We start from the raw sequence: 18,807 nt of genomic DNA, 5'->3' as shown, positions 1-18,807 counted from the left end.
AGGCCTTGCCACCGCTTCGCGCTAAAATAACTGCATGCTATGCTGCGCGCAATTATCAGCTAAGTTAAGGACAAAACAATGTTATTGGCAGTAGTCGCGTTAATTGCCGGTTTGGCGCTTCTGGTATGGAGTGCCGACCGCTTTGTAGATGGTGCAGCCGCCACCGCCCGTTATGCCGGTATGCCACCGTTACTAATTGGTATGATTATTGTGGGCTTTGGCACCTCTGCGCCGGAAATGGTGGTATCTGCCATGGCTGCCAGCGATGGTAATCCGGCTCTGGCGCTGGGTAATGCTTATGGCTCTAATATTACCAATATCGCGCTGATTTTGGGCTTAGTTGCTCTGCTTAGCCCCATTGCTGTGCACTCGCAGGTGCTGCGCAAAGAGCTGCCCATTTTAATGCTGGTAACCTTATTCGCCGGTTGGTTACTGTTTGATCATCAGCTAAACAGCTTCGACGCCTGGTGTTTGCTGGGCGTATTCTTTGTATTAATGGGCTGGTCAATCTGGCAGGGCATGCGTAACCCGCAGGATGCCCTGGCTACTGAAATGAACGACGAGCTGACCGACAGCAGCAAAATGACATTAAAGCAGGCCATTATCTGGTTACTGGTAGGCCTGGTGTTGTTAATTGTTGCTTCGCGCATGCTGGTTTACGGTGCGGTGTTTATTGCGCAGGGCCTGGGCGTTAGCGATTTGGTAATTGGTTTAACAGTAGTTGCCGTAGGCACCTCATTGCCAGAGCTGGCCTCGTCGTTAATTGCCATTAAAAAAGGTGAGCATGATATTGCGCTGGGTAATATTATCGGTTCAAACCTGTTTAATACGCTGGCCGTGGTAGGTATAGCGGCAGCTATAGAGCCAATGGCAGTTGATGCTGTGGTATTAACCCGTGACTGGACCTTAATGGCCGTATTAACCGCAGCAGTGTTTGTAATGGGCTACGGCTATAAAAAGCAGGGCCGGATAAACCGGGTAGAAGGCGGTATTTTGCTGGCAGTGTTTATCGGCTATACCGGTTATCTGGTTAGTACTGTTATTGCTTAACAGATAAAACAGAGTAATGGCCGCGCCGCGCAAAGAACTCGACAGTGGATATTACCTGCAGCACTTTAACGAGCTGCTGCATTTTGTCGCGGCGCACTATCAGGGCGTATTAACCGCCGATAGCCAGGCCTTACTACAGGATTTTGCCGCCTTAAGCGCAGCAGCGCAGCAACTGCTGGTGCGTATGCTAAACCGCAAAGGCAGCGTATTTGCCGATACCGAGCTTAGCTACAGCGAAATTGGCCCAACCGCACCGGTGCTGGACGAGTTAACCCAGGCCGGTTTTATTGCAGCGTTAACTGAACCTGATCTCGCCGATTTTTGGCTGCGTTTATCTAAAGACACCTTATGGCAATTACTGCAACTGGCAAAAGCCGAGCTGACTAACGCTGAGCACGCTCCCACTAAGCAGACACACACAGCGCAGGCCGATACCAGTAGCATTAAAAAAAGCCAAACCAAACCGCAGTTGCTGGGCGCAGCCTTAAAACTGCCGGTTAACTGGCTGGCGCTGATTGCCAGGCTGCCACAGCGCTATGTAGTGCTGCAACGGCAGGACGCACTTAACTATATTTATTTCCTCTATTTTGGCCGTATCGAAGCCAATTTGGCGCTATTTACGCTGCGCGATTTAGGTATTCGCCAAACCGGGCAGTTTAAACAGCAGTTTACCCCGCGCTTTACCGATGCTGCGCAGGCGCAACTGGCGTATCAGTTGGCTAAAGCTAAACCGGCCATTATCGAACTTGGCAAGCAGCTAAAAAAACAGCCGGATAACGCTACAGCGCTGCTCAGTCAGTGGCTGGCGGAGGTGGTGCAGTGGCCACTGCCAGACGATAACGCCTTACTGCTAAAGCGCAGCGATCGCAGTTATCAGCTGGGTAAGCTGGCCGAGCAATATAAACTGAACGATATCGCCATCGCGTTTTATCAGCAAAGTAATGGCTTTCCGGCCAGTGAACGGCTGGCCCGGCTTTACGCCCAAACAGGCGACGAGCAACTGTGCCGGCAATATTTACAGCAGCTGTTAGACGACCCCAGCTGCGACGAAGAATGGTTGTTTGCCGAAGATTTTTACCAGCGTAAATTTGGTGAAGCCACCATTGGCCGCAAACGTTCGCAGCTTACGCAATTACTGCACGATGCGCCGCTGGTAGGTATCGACGAGCTGTATCTGGGTAAAGCCGAGCAGGGCTTAATGGCGCATTATACCGCGCAGGGGTATACGGTATTTCACGCCGAGAATAACCTCTGGCTGGCATTGTTTGGCCTGTGGTTCTGGTATGAATTATTCGAGCATAGCGACAGCGCGCTACATAACCCGTTTGAACGCCGGCCGCGTAACTTAGCCGCCGGCGGCTTTTATCAGCAGTTTGAACACGACATAGAGCACAAGCTAAGCCAACTGGCACAGCCAGCTGCAGCTACCACGCTGCTTAGCGGCTTAACCGCGCATTACGGCAAAGCCAATAGCCTGTTTTACTGGCATAGCGATTTAGCAGAGCAGTTACTGCCACTACTGCAACACGCCCCCAAAGTGCAGGGCGTTAGCAGCTTAGCGGCAATACTACGCGCCATGGCGCAGGATTTCTCCCGCCACAGCAGTGGTTACCCGGATCTGTTTTTGCTCAAAGATAACCAGTTGCAGTTTATCGAAGTAAAGGCGCCGGGCGATAAAATACAGCGCCACCAGTTAGCGCGGCTGTTAGCACTGCAAAATGCCGGTTTTAGCGCGCGGATAGAAAAACTACAATGGATAGTCGATCCGAATCGTTTATACGTAGTGCTGGACGTAGAAACCACCGGCGGCAAAGCGGGTACCGATCGTATTACCGAAATTGGCGCAGTAAAAGTGCAGGCCGGTGAAGTGCTGGATACCTTTAACAGCCTGATCAACCCTGAGCGGCATATTCCGTCTTTTATCAGCCGCTTAACCGGTATCAGCAACGCCATGGTAGCCGGAGCGCCCAGGTTTGCTGATATTGCCATACAGCTAAGTGAATTTCTACAGGGCGCGGTGTTTGTTGCCCATAACGCTAAGTTCGATTACGGCTTTCTCCGCAGTGAGTTTGCCCGCTGTGAATTGCCGTTCGATATGCCGCAGCTGTGTACCGTAGTGAATATGCGTCGCTATTATCCCGGACTGGCGTCTTACAGCCTGGGCAAGCTGTGCGCAGAGCTCGACATTAAACTCACCAACCACCACCGCGCGCTGGCAGATGCCACCGCCACGGTGGAATTGTTGAAGTTGATAAATGCCAGACGCTGTACGCCAGAGCTCGCTACAAAATAAAACTGGTGGAACATGAAAATACATTCCAGATCTTTGAATGACGATGATTTCAAACAAATGAGAGAGCTTCTGCGGCCCGATTTCCGGTAGCATACTTCGCTTCAGGGATAAATAGGTGGTTTATAGTTCCTATAACCCCACTACAACAGATATAGTGTCACCGGCAACTATGGCCGCGCCATTTGATAATGCATTGATGACAACACAACTGCTTTTCTTTTTCAGCGCCTTGGGCGTATTTAATGCTTTGTTGCTGATAGGCTATCTGCTGAGCAAAGCCCCGCGCAGCCTGAGTGACGTGCTGCTGGCTTGTTTGCTGACGATGCTGACCATAAGGGTGGGCAAATCGGTATTTTTCTATTTCTCGCCTGACCTGGCAAAAATCTTCCTGCAGCTGGGCTTATCTGCCTGTTTGCTGATTGGGCCATTTTTGTATCTGTACTGTCTTTCGGTAGTGCGCCCGGCTCGGGTACACAAATACGCCTGGGCCAATGTGCTGCTGCCAATGTTGGCTATCATTGTTATTGGCGTGATTTATCCTTATCAAAGCCATGCAGCGCTGTGGGGCCATATTCTGTATAAGGTGGTCAACTATGTCTGGCTGCTTTATCTGGTGCTCAGCCTGCTACAGATACTACCGCTGTTGCATCAGGCCAGAACAAAAGCCCTGCAAAAGGCCTTCAGTTTACCTGTTGCACACACCCTTTGCCTGAGCGTATGGCTGGGCTGCGCGGTGATTTGGATTGCATATTTTACCGGTCCTTATACCTCCTATATTAGCGGCGCACTAAGCTTTTCGCTGATACTTTACCTGAGCATAATGATGGTTATGCTGGCCCGCCGCGAACGCCGGCAAAACCGGTATCAGGATAAGAAGATCCCGGAGGATGACGCTGCAGCCATAATGGCCAGGCTAACCCCATTGATGACCGGGGAGCAGTTATTTCTAAATCCCAATCTTACGCTGGCACAGTTAGCCAAACGCTTGGGCATTAATACGTCCAGGCTGTCTCAGTTTATAAATGACAACCTGAATATGTCCTTTACCCACTACCTGAATGAAAAACGTATTGAGCATGCCAAGTCATTATTGTTGTCTGACGAATCCTTAAGCGCCGAATACGTAGCCGATATATCCGGCTACAACAGCCTTTCCACCTTTTATTCTGCATTTAAGAAATTTACCGGCACCACCCCGGCTAAGTTTCGCCAGCAGGCATCAGACAAGATTTCTGAAGCATAATCCGACACTACGAAATTATCATTTCGTAGTGTTTTTCCATACCCCTTCGCTAAGCTGGCCATCCACTTTAACGGAGGGTAAAACGATGAAAAATTGGTTATTCGGACTTGTAACCTTGCTTATTTCACAGGCCTTTGTGCAGGCCAGTACGGCCTTTTCAGACGCCAATGTGATTAAAACAGAAGAAACTATCGCCATAGAGGCGGCCATCAATCATTATTTCCATGGCAGTGCCTACAGCGATAAAACCAGGCTACAGCAAGCCTTTCACCGTCAGGCACGGCTGTATCTGGAAAAAGCTGATATGGCCTATTGGGAATTACCGGCCAGCGATTATATCAATTTGTATAAAGCGGAAAATCAGGGCAAGTTTAACGGTCGCATCGGCCGTATTCTAAATATAGATATAGAAGGCACCCTGGCTACGGTGAAAGCAGAAATCTTAATGCCGGCCAGGCAGCAGCGATATATCGATATGTTGTTACTGAAAAAGCTCGACGGGGTCTGGCAGATCTTAAGCAAGAGCGCCGTTGGCAAGGCCAGCCATTACAACGGCAAGCGCATTTTGTTTATTCTTTCCAGCGCGCACTTTCATGGGGATTCCGCCCTGCCCGCCGGCGTCAGCTTCTCTGAAATCGTTAATGCTTACGATGAATTCAGCAAGGCGGGATTCAGTGTTGACTTTGTCAGCCCGCAAGGGGGCGCTCTGCCGCTGGCTTATATCGATACCTCTGAGCAAAAACATAAGCAGTATTTATACGACCGCGATTTTATGTATGCCATTGGTCATACCATGAAGCCTGAGCAGATTGTCGCTAAAGACTACCGGGCTGTGCATTATGTGGGAGGCTCCAATGCTATGTATGGGGTGGCCGATCACCCGCAACTGCAAAAAATCAGCATGGAGATTTATGAACAGCACGGTGGCCTTATCTCCGCTGTTTGTCATGGCACGGCCGGCATTGCCCACCTTCGCCTGAAAAACGGCGAGTATTTGGTAAAAGGGCGGCGTATCAGCGGTTCTCCCGACGAGTATGAGCTGCAGGACAGGCCCTATTTTAAGCAGTTCCCGTTTTTAATTACCAAAACCATTGAAGAGCGTGGCGGTACTTTTCTATACAGCCCACGTAATACGCCACATATTGAGATAGATGGACGTATCATCACAGGCCAGAATCAGCTTTCCTCTGCCGGTGTGGCAAAAGCCATGGTGGCACTGCTGAATCAGGAAGCGACCAAGCAGCCTTAACAGCCTGCAAATGGGTTCGGAAACATTTAGCCTGATTTTACTTAAAACAGAATTTTGTATGAGTTTAATCTGGCAATTGTTTCCGTCACATAACACCAATAAGGTCAGAGCAAAACTAAATTATGTTGAGGTATCAGGTTTAATTTTTATCTGCCCCTAATATTAGAATTTTGCATGAGTTTAATCAGGCAATTGTTTCCGTCATAAATACCAAACGACAGATGTTATAGTGCAAAATAGCGATATCGATGGCCGGTTGATCGTGGGCCATTATCAGTAAAGTAAAAGGAGAACATGTGAACCCGGAATTCTGGCAGGAAAAATGGCAAAAAAGAGAAATTGCCTTTCATCAGGCGGCGGTCAATCCTTTGCTGGTAAGTTGGTTTAATCAGCTGGCCCTCGCGCCCGGCGCTACTGTTTTTCTGCCGCTGTGCGGTAAAAGCCTCGATATACACTGGCTATTGGCGCAGGGTTATTCGGTGGTTGGCGCTGAGTTAAACGAAATGGCGGTGCAAGAACTGTTTGCTGAGCTGGGGCTAACACCCAGCGTGAGTAGCGCGGGTAACTTGCAGCATTATCAAGCTGACAAGCTGCAGGTGTTTGTCGGCGATATTTTTCAGTTATCAAAACACACCCTCGGCCCGGTTGCCGCCATATACGACCGCGCCGCGCTGGTAGCCTTGCCTGACGCTATGCGACAGCGCTATGCACAACACCTGATAACCATCAGCCAAAGTGCGCCGCAACTGGTTATTTGCTTTGAGTACGACCAAACGCAACTGCCAGGCCCACCGTTTTCTGTTGATAGCGCTGAGATGCATAAACTCTATAGCAAGGTTTACAGTCTTAACTGCCTGGAAAAGCTTGACGTGCCGGGTGGGCTAAAACGTAAGTGCCAGGCTACTGAGCTTGGTTGGCTTTTGAGAGCAATAGGGGCTGAAAAAAATAAATGAAGACAAAGGGTGTCAGATAAAACTGAAATTACTGTGAGGTATCAGGTTTAGTTCTTATCTGATCCTAATAATTCCGTGCAGTGCGAGAGCATTCGAGGATCGAAAATCAGGTACACAGGTTGCTGGATGTGAGCTTAGGTAAGGATGTGTGCCAGATTTACCGTGGTAATCCTGCAGCCAATCTTGCCTCGATGCGACACTTTAGCTTGACTATGTTACGCGCTGAGAAGCGAAAAATGAGTATCAGAAGAAAGCAACGTCAGGCTTTAATGAATGCAGACTATCTTAATGCGGTGTTGGAAGCTGGCATGAGTGTGGTGACTAAATGAACACTCGTAATCTCACCATGATCCAGAATCCCAGCGGAACCTCTCTAGAGATCTGATAAGGGCATGTAAATAAATAACAAAACACAATAGCAATAAGCATCTACCACGCAAACATAAACATCGCAATTTGTTCCTAAAATAGCTTTAATATTTTCCTTTAATATGCTAAAGTGAAATTGTTGCATTTTTTATTATATTTATGCAACTTACTTGACTCTATTGTTATCGAGAATAATTAATTTATGAAAAATTTATTTATAACCATTTCATCATTAGCATTTATAGCCTGCTCTTTTTCATTTCAAACTCAAGCTGCTGTTAGTCTAAAAGACTCAGAGCACACTGAATGCGCCAGTTGTATAACAGATGCTCAATTTTACGAAGAAGCAAAAAGGAAATCTAATATAATCGATCGCTACATAAGAATCATGAACTTTGATAGTCTTCAAATGAAGAAATTCAGGGCATCAAAAAAATCAAATTTAGTTTGTGATCCTAAATCTAGAGAACCAGATGGGCGCGGTGGATTTATTCAAGATTGCCATTGGAATTACACTTACTCAATAAGTGAGGTTAATCTAACTAGTGAAGAATACAATGACTTCATTGATTTAGCTAACGCAACAAACGATATGAGAAAATTAGTACATCAACGAGCAATATCAATACCATCTACCGTCGTGAGCTCAGGATATGAAATAATCGGAGCATCCTTTGTTGAAACAAAGATTATAAATCATTTTAATAAATCAGATCTTAGGCAGACTTTCTTAGAAAAAAGCATTGTTCTATTAAGTGCGGGAATGAAGATAGCAAATAACTCGAATTTAAATATGGTTATGCCATCTTTAGTATTTTTATTCGCTGATGGCTCCAGTGTTTACGCTGACATTGACTTTTATGACATGGATGACAACGTACATTTTAAATTTACAAAATTAATTGATGCAAATGGTAATCAATTTGATTTGGAAAGTGCAAATCCTTTTGTAAGTAAAACCTATAATGTTTCAAATATGTCCCTTTCATCTTGGAATGCATTTCGTTCAGCATTGAGAACGTTTGGACTGATTGTACCAAATACTAACAATACTCAAGTACCAAAAGGGACAGTAACAATAACAGACTGTTCGAATAGTACTGAAACAGTTTGTAGAAACCCACTTTAACCAAACTATCGTAAGCGCCCCGCAGGGTAATGGAGCGCTTACGATTTTTTGAATCAATCAATAGGGTCAGTGACATTGATTCGGCAAAGGCATATTTTTTTGGCGGAAATATCAATGACACCAGTCCTTTCCATTTCTCTCGATTTCTTTAAATCCAAGCAATCCGCATAAAAACTAGGAGGTAATTAGTTGGCACTAACGCCCAAAGAGCTAAGTAGCCCGCCGTCTATTTGCTCTGAATCCATCAAGTAATGCTCTGCCCGATATTTTTTAATACTGCTTCTTAATTGAGGGCCCATTATGCCGTCTATCGCGCCTAAATAATGGCCACTGGAATATAAAGCCAATTGCACCCGCATTATCAGTAACTTACGTTTCTGTTGGTCGGTCAGTGTATCCGCAGCTTGCTTAGTATTTATTGTAGTTGAGGCATTAGGCGATGCACTGCTTGGTGGTGTTGATTTCGCAGGTGTTGGCTTTTTCGGCTCTGGAGCAGATGGCTTCGGCGTGGGTGGCGTATAGGGAGTATAAGAACCACCAGCTGAGGAGCGATGAGAGCTATGGCTTCGGTGACTGCTATGAGAGCGATGACTGCGATGCCCGGCAATATAAATGGGTGTTTCGTTGCTTAAAGGCGATAGCTCCAGGCTATCTAAGCCAAAATCACGATAATTATCTGCTGCCGGCCCTGCATCAAAATCAGAGGCGTTGCTATTGAGACTTAAAAAGCCTGGTAAGAAAGCAGCTAAATTCAACAAGCGTTTCATATATACCTCTGAGGTGATTGAAGAAATTTTCCTTTGGCTGATGCGAAAAAACCACCGCATTGGCTTTTCATCGAACATGAAGAGCATTCTTCCGGATAATAGTTTTTCCAGTCAGAAATGGATTGAACTGACAACTCGTGCAAGTGTTCAGGTAACTGGCATAACGGATAATTAAACAAGTACAGCGGGGTACTGTTTTGCCGTGTTATTTTTGCTGCATACTCAAGTATTAAAGGGTACTCCAAGGGATGCAAATACAGCTCATCCCAGTTTTTACGTGCCCACCCCATAGGCTCCATATTCATCACTGAAATCTGATTAATGTTGGTAAAAACTCTATTGGCGTATTCGGCAACGAATGGCAATTCTTGCGCATTTTCGCTGGTAGGGATGAATCGAAGTTCGATATTTATTCCTGAGTTGCCGGCGTTTATTATGCCTTTTACTGTCTCATTAAAAGCACCTTCTGCGCCGACGAGCTTATCGTGAACCGCACTGTTGGCAGCATAAAGGGGAATGCCGAAACTCATTGATAGATGTTCTGTACGTTGTGCTACTGATTTGGTAAATGACAGATCTGCAAATGCCCGACCATTAGTGAGTATGTGCAGTCTGGTGCGAGGTGCGTGCTCTATTGTGGTATCAAGTAGCCTTATAAAATCATCACGATAAAGTAATGGCTCGCCCCCACTAAGACCAATTTCCCCGTCTAAGTTAAATGCACATATTGCCAGAATTGCTTGTTCCAGCAGCCAGCTGTCATCGCCGTCTTTAGGCGGTTGAGAGCAGAATTGACATCGATTATCGCAGCGTTCAGTTAACAATAATGTATTGTGATTAGCTCTTCTTGAGAGAATAACTCTGATTTTGCCATTGGGATTAATGTTGGCAATGTCGCCATCTTCAATGGCACGGAACAGTTCAGAGTTGATAAGAGCAGGAGTCTCGGGATTTATTACGGTGCTGCTATTCTCATAAACAATTACTTGAGGTAGAAAGCCAGGTATCAGTGGTTGACATTTTCGAAGTACATAAAACCCACTTAGCTTACTTTCGCCTGCAGCGCGTTCAAATAAATCATTTCTGAGCACCTCAGGCATGGATCCAGTCCTCAATCAAAGATTTGTCGTCTGCAGAGGTGTTGTACTTGTTGACCAAGAACTTAAACATACTTTTGTGATATTCACAGAATGTGGACAGGCTTTTGTCACCGATGGGCTCGCCTTGCATGCTGATATTCTGACAAGGGTCAGATCCACAGAACGGTAAAAATGCGCAATTTTCGCAACCTGGATGCAGGAAATTAAAGGACGCCGACGTTAGGTTTTTATAGTAATCGCTGTCTGCGAATGAAATTTCTCCCACAGTACCTGCACTGAAATCAAGCTGAGGGTTAACCTTCTGCAGCATACGACTTTCGTCACTGCCATACACATGCCCATCATAATTGAACAGAACACAGTTCAGTACTACACCACTTGGTGACTTTAAATCTGCATAGCTGGAGAAGCCGGGAACGAAGAGCTTTTTTATATGGATAGCTGCTGAATGTTCGACAAAAGGGAGTCCCTGAGCCCGGTATTGTTTGATGCCATCCCACAGCTGAGCGTAAAACTGCATATATTCCTGCATGGAGTAGTTCACGGAAGAGCGGGTAGTGGCGAAACCATATGGACTTACAGGCCTGACGAACAGGTCCAAAAGGCCCAGTGCTTTGTGGGTATCCAACAGTGATAGGGGATTCTTAATAAGTTCATCTGTAACCGTAGTGACAGTTGAGATCCGATGCATCCCAAGCTGTGATTGGATCTTTTTAATCCCATTAATAGCCAGCTGATAAGCGTTCCCCGAAGGATGGATTCGGTTTTTATCATGTACCAACTGATTGCCATCCAGCGAGACTGAAAATACCACATTACGACTGCGAGCCCAGTCAATTATTTCATCGCTTACCAGCGATAAACTGGTAGCAATCACCATCTCTATAGAATCGCCTCCGAGCTTTTCTTCCGCGAGTTGGTAAATGAGTTCTACCAAATCAAACCTTAGAAGTGGTTCACCGCCTTGCAGTTCTAATTTATATGGTGGCGTAGAAAGAAGAGCGATAGTGTCAATTATTTTCGGAATTAGCTTTTTGTCTAAGTCGAAGCCACTAGCATTAATTGACGCACGACTGACCTGGCAATACTTACAGCTATGATCACACCGCAGCGTCGGTACGATCATAAATATGGGTTTAAATTCCAGCCCTATAGTTACTCGCTTGCCAAGAGCAGAGGCTAAAGAAGCTATTGCAGTATTAACGGAGGAGGGGGCGCTTATAAATAGTTTATTTTCCAGAAGCCGATCGAGCTCCGGATTAAACGTTTGGCCAAAATCAATAATGCTTTCTAACTGTTTGAGATTAACAAACGAGCTAAAGCCTGCAATATTACTAATAAAATAGGATTCTTCGTCTAATGGCTCAAAATTAAACGGCATCAATTTCATTGTGATTTCAATCTGCTATCAATGCTGGTCAACACATTCACAGCAATCGAGTCGGTTATGCGCTGTGTTTTATTTGCGATTATTTCACGCAATTTATAATCGTTAAGCAGGCGATGCAGCTGACTTACAACTTGATCATTATTCTCTTTCAGCGATATTGTCCAAAAGCTATCAGAGTCGGATAATTGCCAATTAGTTACTGAAGTCAACCAGTACAAGCTATTTCGAATGACCCACTCAGAATAATTCGATTTAGAGAGAGAAATTTTATCCATGAAATACTTCTTTATTCCCTTTATAGACCCAATCTATCCCTGAGAACAAAGCAAATCAAGTTATATTATTGTCGGGCCAAATGAGGTTAGTTTCATTCATTTTAAAAGCGGGAGGAATTGGCGAATCTGTAATCAATAGAGCAGTGACATTGATTTAGTGACAGAAATATCAACGCCGGCGACCCCCCAGCCACCCCCGCACGCCATTAGTTCACCGGCGTTTCTCTCACCGGCACTCTGACATTACAGACTTCAATATAACCGGCGGGGTGTTGGTACCAATCGCCGCCGCGGTTGCGCTGTGCTTCTACTACGCCTTTAAAGGTTGCTGTGTCGGTGCGCAGCACTTGCAATGCGGTACGCTGTGCTGGCGGCATGTCTGCGGCGAGGGTAATGTCTTTAATAACAGTGTACTGGTCGGCTGAAGAATAAAAGCCCATAGCGCCCTGTCCTCTGGGCAGGGTTGATAACAACTCCATGCCCTGGCGCACGGTGCCTACCAGCGTAATATTGCGATCCAGATGCCGTGGCGCATGGCCTGTTACCACATACATAGAAGTGCCGGAACCACTGTCAGCGTCGTTATCCCGGCCTATACCCACGGCGCCGTAGCAATGAGTTAACCAGCCGCTGTTATTACCGGGGTCCATTGCCATGGCAAAGCCATTAACATGGCCGGTTTGTGGCGCGTAGCCGTCACGATCGCTTAACGGAGTAAAAGCGAAATTCGCCGGCAGCTTAACGCTAAACTCTGCCGCTATGTTGCGCTTGGCCTGCTTTAGCGCTTTTGCCGTAGCACCGTCGGGTTCATTCCATTGCACGACATAGTTATCCTGCACCCGCACTATAGGTATGTTCCGGTAAAAGCCTTCGCGCACCAGTGCCTTAATATTACTGATGTGCTTGGGTGCAAAATCGCGGGCTAGTTCGATAACTACCCGGCCGCCGGGCAGTTGCAGATATAAGGTATTTTCGGCGTCGAGCTCGCGCCAATCGGTAGCGCTACTTTGTGCCAGCCAGTCGGCCACTGTCACCGCTGTGGTGGCTGTTTCGCTGGCTACTGCACCGGTACTGGCCGCTGTTTCTTCTGTTAAACGCTTTTGCAGCCGCTGCTTTACTGCCTGTGAATACATCACACAGCCGTTGGCATCGGTTAAACCGGTGCTGCTTTGTAGCCGCGTGCGCATATCACTGGCCGACGGGTGGGGTGTAAGCAGAATTTGGCACTCCAGCGCCGCCAGTTTATCCAGCCCGGCGCGGTAGGCTTTTAAGTAACTAAGATGCTGGCTAAAACGATAACTGTCGCTGCTAACCGGCGATAAGCTGTCGGCATACACCAACACCTGACACTGCTGCGCTTCACAACTGGTCCACTGCCAGCTTAATGCACCAGGAGTATGCCCTGGTGTTGCCACCGGCAGCAGGCTTAACTTGCCCAGGGTAACCTGCTGGCCGGCTGTAACCAAGCCATCTACCCTGGCGGCCGGGAATGGCTGGTGCATGCCGGCTTGCGGATCGGCTGCATCTACCACGCCACTACTTAACACAGATGCCGCTGCAGGCGATGCTAACAGCTTTGCACCGCTGAGCTGTTGCAGCTTTGCTAAACCGGCAACGTGGTCGAAGTGCTCGTGGCTTTGCAGCAGCAGTTTCACGTCCTGCAGTGAAAAGCCAAGCGTACGGATATTGGCAGCGATGACCTCTGCGCCCGCTTTTGTGGCGCCATCAATCAGAATATGGCCGTCAGCACTGGTAATCAGGATAGCGCTGATACCACAGGTACCCACATAGTAAGTGTTGGCATAAATTTGATACGGCGGCCCGGCTTTATCCCAGTCGTCCCAGTCGGTACAGCTGTTAACCCAGTCACTTGCCGGTGGGCTAGGTGGTGTTACCGGCGTTGTGCTGCAACCGGCCAGTACGGCAGCAAAACTTAATGTGCTGAGCCTTAATGTATAGGGTAATGAAAAATAGCGAAAACGTTTAGCCAGGGTCATAACCAGCGCCTTACTAGTTGGCGGTACATTGAAGAGACTCCGCCGTGGCAAATTTGATGCGGCAAACATTAGCGGGCTTTAATCCGCTTTACAACCACGTGCAGGGCGGAAGTTGAAATCAACAGGATCAGTGTCATTGATTTGGCATAGAGAACGTTAGCGGCGGAAGTATCAATGTCACTGGCCACATCGATTGGGAACAGCTTATCGCCGGCACAGTCATTGAGACACAGGCCGCTTTTGTGCCGGTCAGCGCTCATGCGGCAGTGGTTGTTATATTTTGTTACAAGCCAATCGATGTTTTTCTAAACAAATCGCTTGATTTATTGATACCCTTAGGTATCATGTGGTAGCTCTGGGTTTCAAATGAGGCGGCAGGGTATCATTAATGTGTACTTTAGGAGTCTGTCCATGACAACAACAAAATTAACAGCCGCAGAAAGCGAGCTGTCGTACTTAAAACACAATGCGGTTTTTTGTTTGATTTTCGGTTTGGTGATTTCCGGTGAATTTTTATACGCGTTGCTAAAATCACTTAGTGTTGCTGGCTGGGTTATATCGCTGGTGGCGTCGCTCTATGCGGTGGCGATACTGCTGCTGGTGTTTACGCTATCTAAAGTTAGCCGATACAGTGCTGGTTCTACTAAAAGGGCGTTCTGGTATGGCGATTTTAACGATGAGTTTAGTGCTTTTTTAAACAACAAAGGTTACAAGTACAGTTTTTGTACCTTGTTCTTTGTGCTGGTTGCTACCTGGGCATTTGCCGGTATTGATGACTTTTCTGCCTGGTTTAGTGCTGTGCCGTTAAAGCAATATGCTGCGGTGCTGGCCTGTATCGGCATGTGGGCCTATGCGTTGCCGGTGTTGCTGGGGTTGAGGGCAGATTATGAATGAGGTGTTGGATAATCATATTGCTAAGCTGCGCAGCAAGCGTAAGTTATCGCAGCAAGAGCTGGCCGATGCAATAGGAGTGTCCCGTAAAACCATCAGTACCGTGGAAACCGGCCGTTTTACACCTTCAGTGGTGATAGCGTTAAAGCTGGCGCAGTTTTTTGCCGTACCCGTGGAAGCAGTATTTGCCTTGCTGCCGGCTGATGAATAACAGCCGGCCATGTGTTGTTTTTTAATGTGCCAGACAGCGAAATTAGCCGGGTTTCTGCCGGTTGTTTCTGACAAAATGAAGCCGGTGTACAACGCGCCCGTTGAGCTGTTCTTTCGCATAGATGCGCAGTATAAAGCCCAAGTGGTGGCACAGAATTTAAGTAAGTCATTGGCGTAGTGAAAGAACATGATGCCATTTTGAAGTAGCCAGTCAGGCGTGCCTAATGTCTTTTTAGAGCCTTGTCGTAGCAGAGCAGTGTTATGTGGTATCAGCCATCAATACCAGCGTAACAGCAATAGTAACATTTTCGCTGCAGATTTCTTGCTATCATATAACGCTTGTTTTGGCTGTAATAGGCGATATTCGCTGCAACGCTAAGGTACGATCGAGCATGGTTATCAAGATTTACAACAAACTCCCCGCTGTGGTGCGCTACTGGCTTAGTATTTTGGCTGCCGCGGTCAATAACTGGCTGGCCAGTCAGGCCTTTATTTATGCTGCAGCACTGGCATTTTTTACTGTTTTTTCTATTGCGCCAATTCTGGTTGTGGTTGTTGGCTTGGTTGGGTTGGTTCTGGGCGAGAGTGCGGTACAGGGGGAACTGTTTGCACAGCTTGAGGCAACGCTTGGGCAGGACGTTGCCGGTGTGGTGCAAACGGCAGTGATCAATTCGCAGATCGACCAGAGTGGTATCTGGCCGGCGTTAATCGGCATTATTGCTACCATAGTGGGTGCCACCACGGTTTTTGCGCAAATGCAGCAATCGCTGAATCAGATCTGGGATGTTGCTCCCCGCCCTAAAAGAAACAACCTGTGGGTTTTTATTAAAAGCCGGTTGCTGTCGCTGACTATTATCCTGTCTATCGGTTTTATTATGTTGGTTTCGCTGCTGCTGTCGGTGGCGTTACGCAGCATTATGGCGTTTGCTGAAGGGTGGCTGCCGGTTCCGGCTTGGGCAATGGTGGGTATGGAGCTTGTGCTGTCGCTGCTGGTGATCACGCTGCTGTTCGCGGCGATGTTTAAGATTTTGCCCGATGTGCGGCTATCCTGGCGCGATGTGCTGCTTGGTGCTTTTATCACCGCCATTTTGTTTACGGCAGGCCGCTCGCTTATCTCAATTTATCTGGCCTATACTGCCACGGCATCGGCCTATGGCGCTGCTGGTTCTCTGGCACTGCTGCTACTGTGGGTAAACTACTCTTCAATGATTCTGCTGTTCGGTGCGTCCTTTACGCGGGCGCACCTTGAGGGCAGAGGCAAGCCCATTCGTCCTAAGAGTACGGCGGTGTGTGTGCACAGAGAATTGATCGAGGAAGTGCAGCAGAGCTGAATTAAGGTGGTAATTGTATCCCGGCGTTTTAGCGGCATTGCCGGGACTGATTGACACTGATATGCATCACCACGGCTTGGTACCTGGCCGTGGTGTGTTGTTACGATATTATGTCGCAGGGTAACAGGCCGTGTAGTTAAGGCAAGCCCATACAGTTTGCGTAGTAGCTGACGCTGGCTGGCCAGTCTGAAAACACGCCTATTACGCCGACGTCTTGTGCCATGACGTGCAATACTTCCATCATATCGCCATCATTGTTGATCACCGGATTTACCGTTTGATAATACCAGCCACCCCCGTTTTTTAGCGGGCCGGAACGTTCAAAAGACCAGGCAATAATGTTTAATCCGGCAGTTTTGGCATTGCGGGCATAAATGGAAGGTACAATCGTATTGTTTTCGTCCAGTTGTAGCAGGGCCCACATTGGTGGCGCCACGATATTAAAACCTTCAGCAGCGTAGCCTTGCAGTTCTGCAGCAGCTGGCAGCTCTGACGGATTATCTGCATCATCCAGATAAACCGCCTGGCGGCCGAAAGACGGCTCGTTGGCTATCCAGTAACGAATGTCGGCAATATCAAACGACTGTGGCCACACATCTTGGGCTTTCACGCCTGCATTGCGGTATTCATTAATAAGCTGCTGGGCATAGTCGGCCTGGCTGTATGTCCCTTCAAACGGCATTGGCACTTCTGCCGATTTTAATTCAGGGGTAAATTTCACGCCCAGTTGTTTAAATAAACTAATGCTCTGTGCATGCGTCATCAGGGTGCCTTTTGTGGCATAAAGATCAGTGCGCCATGACGGTGTGGCCTGCATATATTCATCAACGGTGGTTGCCTGCGGATTATAGGCATCCATTTTGCCCTCCAGCATTTTAAATTCTTCCAGCGTTATGTCGCTGGTACAACACCGGGCAGTGGCAGCCGTGCCGGAAAGTGGGTCGGCGGGGGTAAATGGCTGGCTGCACTTGGCGGCCAGCTCTGGTATCGCCAGAATATTGGTGGTGGTATGCAGGTCGCACTGTGAGTGGCGGCAAACCAGCTCTTTATCTTTGGTAAAAGTTACATCACATTCCATAATGCCAGCACCCATTGTGGCTGCCGCTTCATAAGATTCTTTGGTGTGCTCCGGAAACTGCAGCGGAGCACCACGGTGACCAATAGAAAACTGGGTCTTTTTCAGCTTACGGCCGGTATTGCAGCTTTGCAGGTGCTGTTTCAGCGGGCTGTGGTCCATATCTTCAATCAGGAATGCAGGGCGGGGGCCAAGCTGCACTGCATATTTTCCGCGTGGTTTCAGCTGAGGGCTACTGATATTTTTGCGACTATCCTGGTGGCTGAGACGCGATTCTGTTTCGCTAATATGAGCACAAGCTATAACAGGAGTAAGCAATACTACCAATGGTAATGTGAATATGCTCAGGCCGCGTAATATGGGTAAACGAAGCATAAAGTTCTCCCTGATGGTTAATTTTAGGACGAAAAAATGTGCTTTAAAAGCCGACTTACTACACGGCAGCCTCACATTAGCAATGAAGTGTGAATGGAAGTTGTTATTTTAATGACTTAATTGTGACGTTGAAGGGCAGCGGCAACCTGAGTATTGACCCGGACTATGCTTCTGGTTATTTATGATATTAATTTTGCCGCCGCTTACGCAGATCGTATTTTAGCGATGAAAAACAGCCGTCTGCTACATGACGGTAGACCTGTCAATATTATGCAAACCACAGTATTACAACAGAATACTACCGATAACGTAGCTGAATTAGTGCTCAATATCCTATACTCTTGCCCGATACAGGCAGCAATGCCTCAGGCCCGTTAAATCTGACAAGAGAGGGGAAATGGCACAGCGTGAACGCGGCTTTTTCAGTTGGACATGGTTTGTTATCTGGCGCTCTGTGCTGGTACTGTTGTTGTTGCTGGTAGCACTTTTACTGACGTTACGTTTTGTGCCGCCGCCGACATCAGCTTTTATGCTGCAAAGCCCTTATCCGGTAAAACAGCAATGGGTAAGCATTGATAAGCTGCCGGCACATGTGCCGCTGGCGCTGGTCGCCTCAGAAGATCAGCGTTTTCCTGAGCATTTTGGTGTGGATATGGCTGAGATAAAAAACGCCCTCGAGCGCTTTGACGATGGAGATGGCCTGCGTGGTGCCAGTACTATTACCCAGCAAACGGCGAAAAACCTGTTGCTGTGGCCGGGCCGCAGCCTGATGCGTAAGGGCCTGGAAGCCACATTAGCGCTAAGCCTGGAGGCGGTTTGGGGTAAAAAGCGCATACTTGAAGTGTATTTAAATATCGCCGAATTTGGTAAAGGTATATACGGCGTAGAAGCGGCCAGCCAGCACTATTTTGGCAAACCAGCCAGCAGGCTAAGTGTAAACGAAGCCGCACGACTGGCCGTACTACTGCCCGGCCCTCGCAGCCGCGACGCCCGTAATTTAACACCTTACCTGCGTGAGCGGGTGACCTGGGTTGAGCGGCAAATGCGGCAGCTGGGCAGTGGCTATTTAACGCCTATGCTTAATTAACCGACGAAACTTTTAACAGGATT

General features: G+C 47.6%; 17 protein-coding genes. 11 read left to right on the top strand and 6 right to left on the bottom strand.

The annotated features are described in order from the left end of the window. Positions 1-78: 78 nt before the first annotated feature. The 6 genes from MJX74_RS00560 (at position 79) to MJX74_RS00535 (ending at position 8,286) form a co-directional block, all read left to right on the top strand. The gene (locus tag MJX74_RS00560) at positions 79-1,050 is read left to right on the top strand and encodes a calcium/sodium antiporter (RefSeq protein ID WP_240219949.1); all 972 of its coding nucleotides are present in this window, start codon (positions 79-81) and stop codon (positions 1,048-1,050) included. A 16-nt stretch (positions 1,051-1,066) separates the two neighbouring features. Then, positions 1,067-3,343: an exonuclease domain-containing protein gene (locus MJX74_RS00555; RefSeq protein ID WP_240219948.1), complete on the top strand. Its 2,277-nt coding sequence runs from the start codon at positions 1,067-1,069 to the stop codon at positions 3,341-3,343. Between the two features lie 115 nt (positions 3,344-3,458). After that, positions 3,459-4,586 carry a helix-turn-helix domain-containing protein gene (locus MJX74_RS21860; protein ID WP_240219947.1) on the top strand — a complete coding sequence of 376 codons (1,128 nt, stop codon included), beginning with the start codon at positions 3,459-3,461 and terminating at the stop codon, positions 4,584-4,586. Positions 4,587-4,671: 85 nt separating this feature from the next. Beyond that, positions 4,672-5,835, top strand: coding sequence for a nuclear transport factor 2 family protein (locus MJX74_RS00545; protein WP_240219945.1), 1,164 nt, complete (start codon positions 4,672-4,674; stop codon positions 5,833-5,835). A gap of 296 nt (positions 5,836-6,131) precedes the next feature. Beyond that, positions 6,132-6,788, top strand: a complete 657-nt coding sequence (gene tmpT / locus MJX74_RS00540) for a thiopurine S-methyltransferase (RefSeq protein WP_240219942.1) — start codon at positions 6,132-6,134, stop codon at positions 6,786-6,788. A 571-nt stretch (positions 6,789-7,359) separates the two neighbouring features. Further along, positions 7,360-8,286: a hypothetical protein gene (locus tag MJX74_RS00535; protein WP_240219940.1), complete on the top strand. Its 927-nt coding sequence runs from the start codon at positions 7,360-7,362 to the stop codon at positions 8,284-8,286. Between the two features lie 185 nt (positions 8,287-8,471). Here the strand turns inward: MJX74_RS00535 and hxsA are convergent, their stop codons facing one another. The 5 genes from hxsA to bla form a co-directional block, all read right to left on the bottom strand. Continuing rightward, positions 8,472-9,053, bottom strand: coding sequence for a His-Xaa-Ser repeat protein HxsA (gene hxsA / locus MJX74_RS00530; RefSeq protein ID WP_240219938.1), 582 nt, complete (start codon positions 9,051-9,053; stop codon positions 8,472-8,474). Further along, complete coding sequence (gene hxsC, locus MJX74_RS00525) at positions 9,050-10,153, bottom strand: His-Xaa-Ser system radical SAM maturase HxsC (RefSeq protein ID WP_240219936.1); 1,104 nt, start codon at positions 10,151-10,153, stop codon at positions 9,050-9,052. Before hxsC ends, hxsA begins: the two co-directional genes overlap by 4 nt. Then, entirely contained in the window at positions 10,146-11,543 is a 1,398-nt protein-coding gene (gene hxsB / locus MJX74_RS00520) for a His-Xaa-Ser system radical SAM maturase HxsB (protein ID WP_240219935.1), read from the bottom strand. Before hxsB ends, hxsC begins: the two co-directional genes overlap by 8 nt. Next, on the bottom strand, positions 11,540-11,818 hold the full coding sequence (gene hxsD, locus MJX74_RS00515; RefSeq protein WP_240219934.1) for a His-Xaa-Ser system protein HxsD: 279 nt from the start codon (positions 11,816-11,818) through the stop codon (positions 11,540-11,542). Before hxsD ends, hxsB begins: the two co-directional genes overlap by 4 nt. A gap of 206 nt (positions 11,819-12,024) precedes the next feature. Then, positions 12,025-13,815, bottom strand: coding sequence for a subclass B3 metallo-beta-lactamase (gene bla, locus MJX74_RS00510; protein ID WP_240219933.1), 1,791 nt, complete (start codon positions 13,813-13,815; stop codon positions 12,025-12,027). A 411-nt stretch (positions 13,816-14,226) separates the two neighbouring features. On the opposite strand from bla, the gene MJX74_RS00505 reads away from it, so the two are divergent. The 3 genes from MJX74_RS00505 to MJX74_RS00495 all read left to right on the top strand — a co-directional run bounded on the left by MJX74_RS00505 (position 14,227) and on the right by MJX74_RS00495 (position 16,247). Then, on the top strand, positions 14,227-14,709 hold the full coding sequence (locus MJX74_RS00505; RefSeq protein ID WP_240219932.1) for a hypothetical protein: 483 nt from the start codon (positions 14,227-14,229) through the stop codon (positions 14,707-14,709). Beyond that, a complete protein-coding gene (locus MJX74_RS00500; protein WP_240219931.1) occupies positions 14,702-14,917 on the top strand; it encodes a helix-turn-helix transcriptional regulator in 216 nt (71 codons plus the stop codon). The genes MJX74_RS00505 and MJX74_RS00500 overlap by 8 nt, the downstream gene beginning before the upstream one ends. Positions 14,918-15,308: 391 nt before the next feature. Next, positions 15,309-16,247: a YihY/virulence factor BrkB family protein gene (locus tag MJX74_RS00495; protein ID WP_240219930.1), complete on the top strand. Its 939-nt coding sequence runs from the start codon at positions 15,309-15,311 to the stop codon at positions 16,245-16,247. A gap of 136 nt (positions 16,248-16,383) precedes the next feature. Here MJX74_RS00495 and MJX74_RS00490 read toward each other — a convergent pair whose 3' ends face one another. Next, entirely contained in the window at positions 16,384-17,523 is a 1,140-nt protein-coding gene (locus MJX74_RS00490; protein WP_338052261.1) for a glycerophosphodiester phosphodiesterase family protein, read from the bottom strand. Between the two features lie 339 nt (positions 17,524-17,862). Between MJX74_RS00490 and MJX74_RS00485 the strand changes: the two genes are divergently transcribed. Further along, positions 17,863-18,075 carry a hypothetical protein gene (locus MJX74_RS00485; protein ID WP_240219926.1) on the top strand — a complete coding sequence of 71 codons (213 nt, stop codon included), beginning with the start codon at positions 17,863-17,865 and terminating at the stop codon, positions 18,073-18,075. A gap of 19 nt (positions 18,076-18,094) precedes the next feature. Continuing rightward, positions 18,095-18,784 carry a monofunctional biosynthetic peptidoglycan transglycosylase gene (gene mtgA, locus MJX74_RS00480; protein WP_240219923.1) on the top strand — a complete coding sequence of 230 codons (690 nt, stop codon included), beginning with the start codon at positions 18,095-18,097 and terminating at the stop codon, positions 18,782-18,784. Positions 18,785-18,807: the final 23 nt, after the last annotated feature.

The organism is Rheinheimera hassiensis (assembly GCF_022436675.1).
Classification (GTDB): Bacteria; Pseudomonadota; Gammaproteobacteria; order Enterobacterales; family Alteromonadaceae; genus Alishewanella; species Alishewanella hassiensis.
Note: the sequence above shows the minus strand (reverse complement) of the source record. Positions and strands in the feature narration are given on the sequence as shown.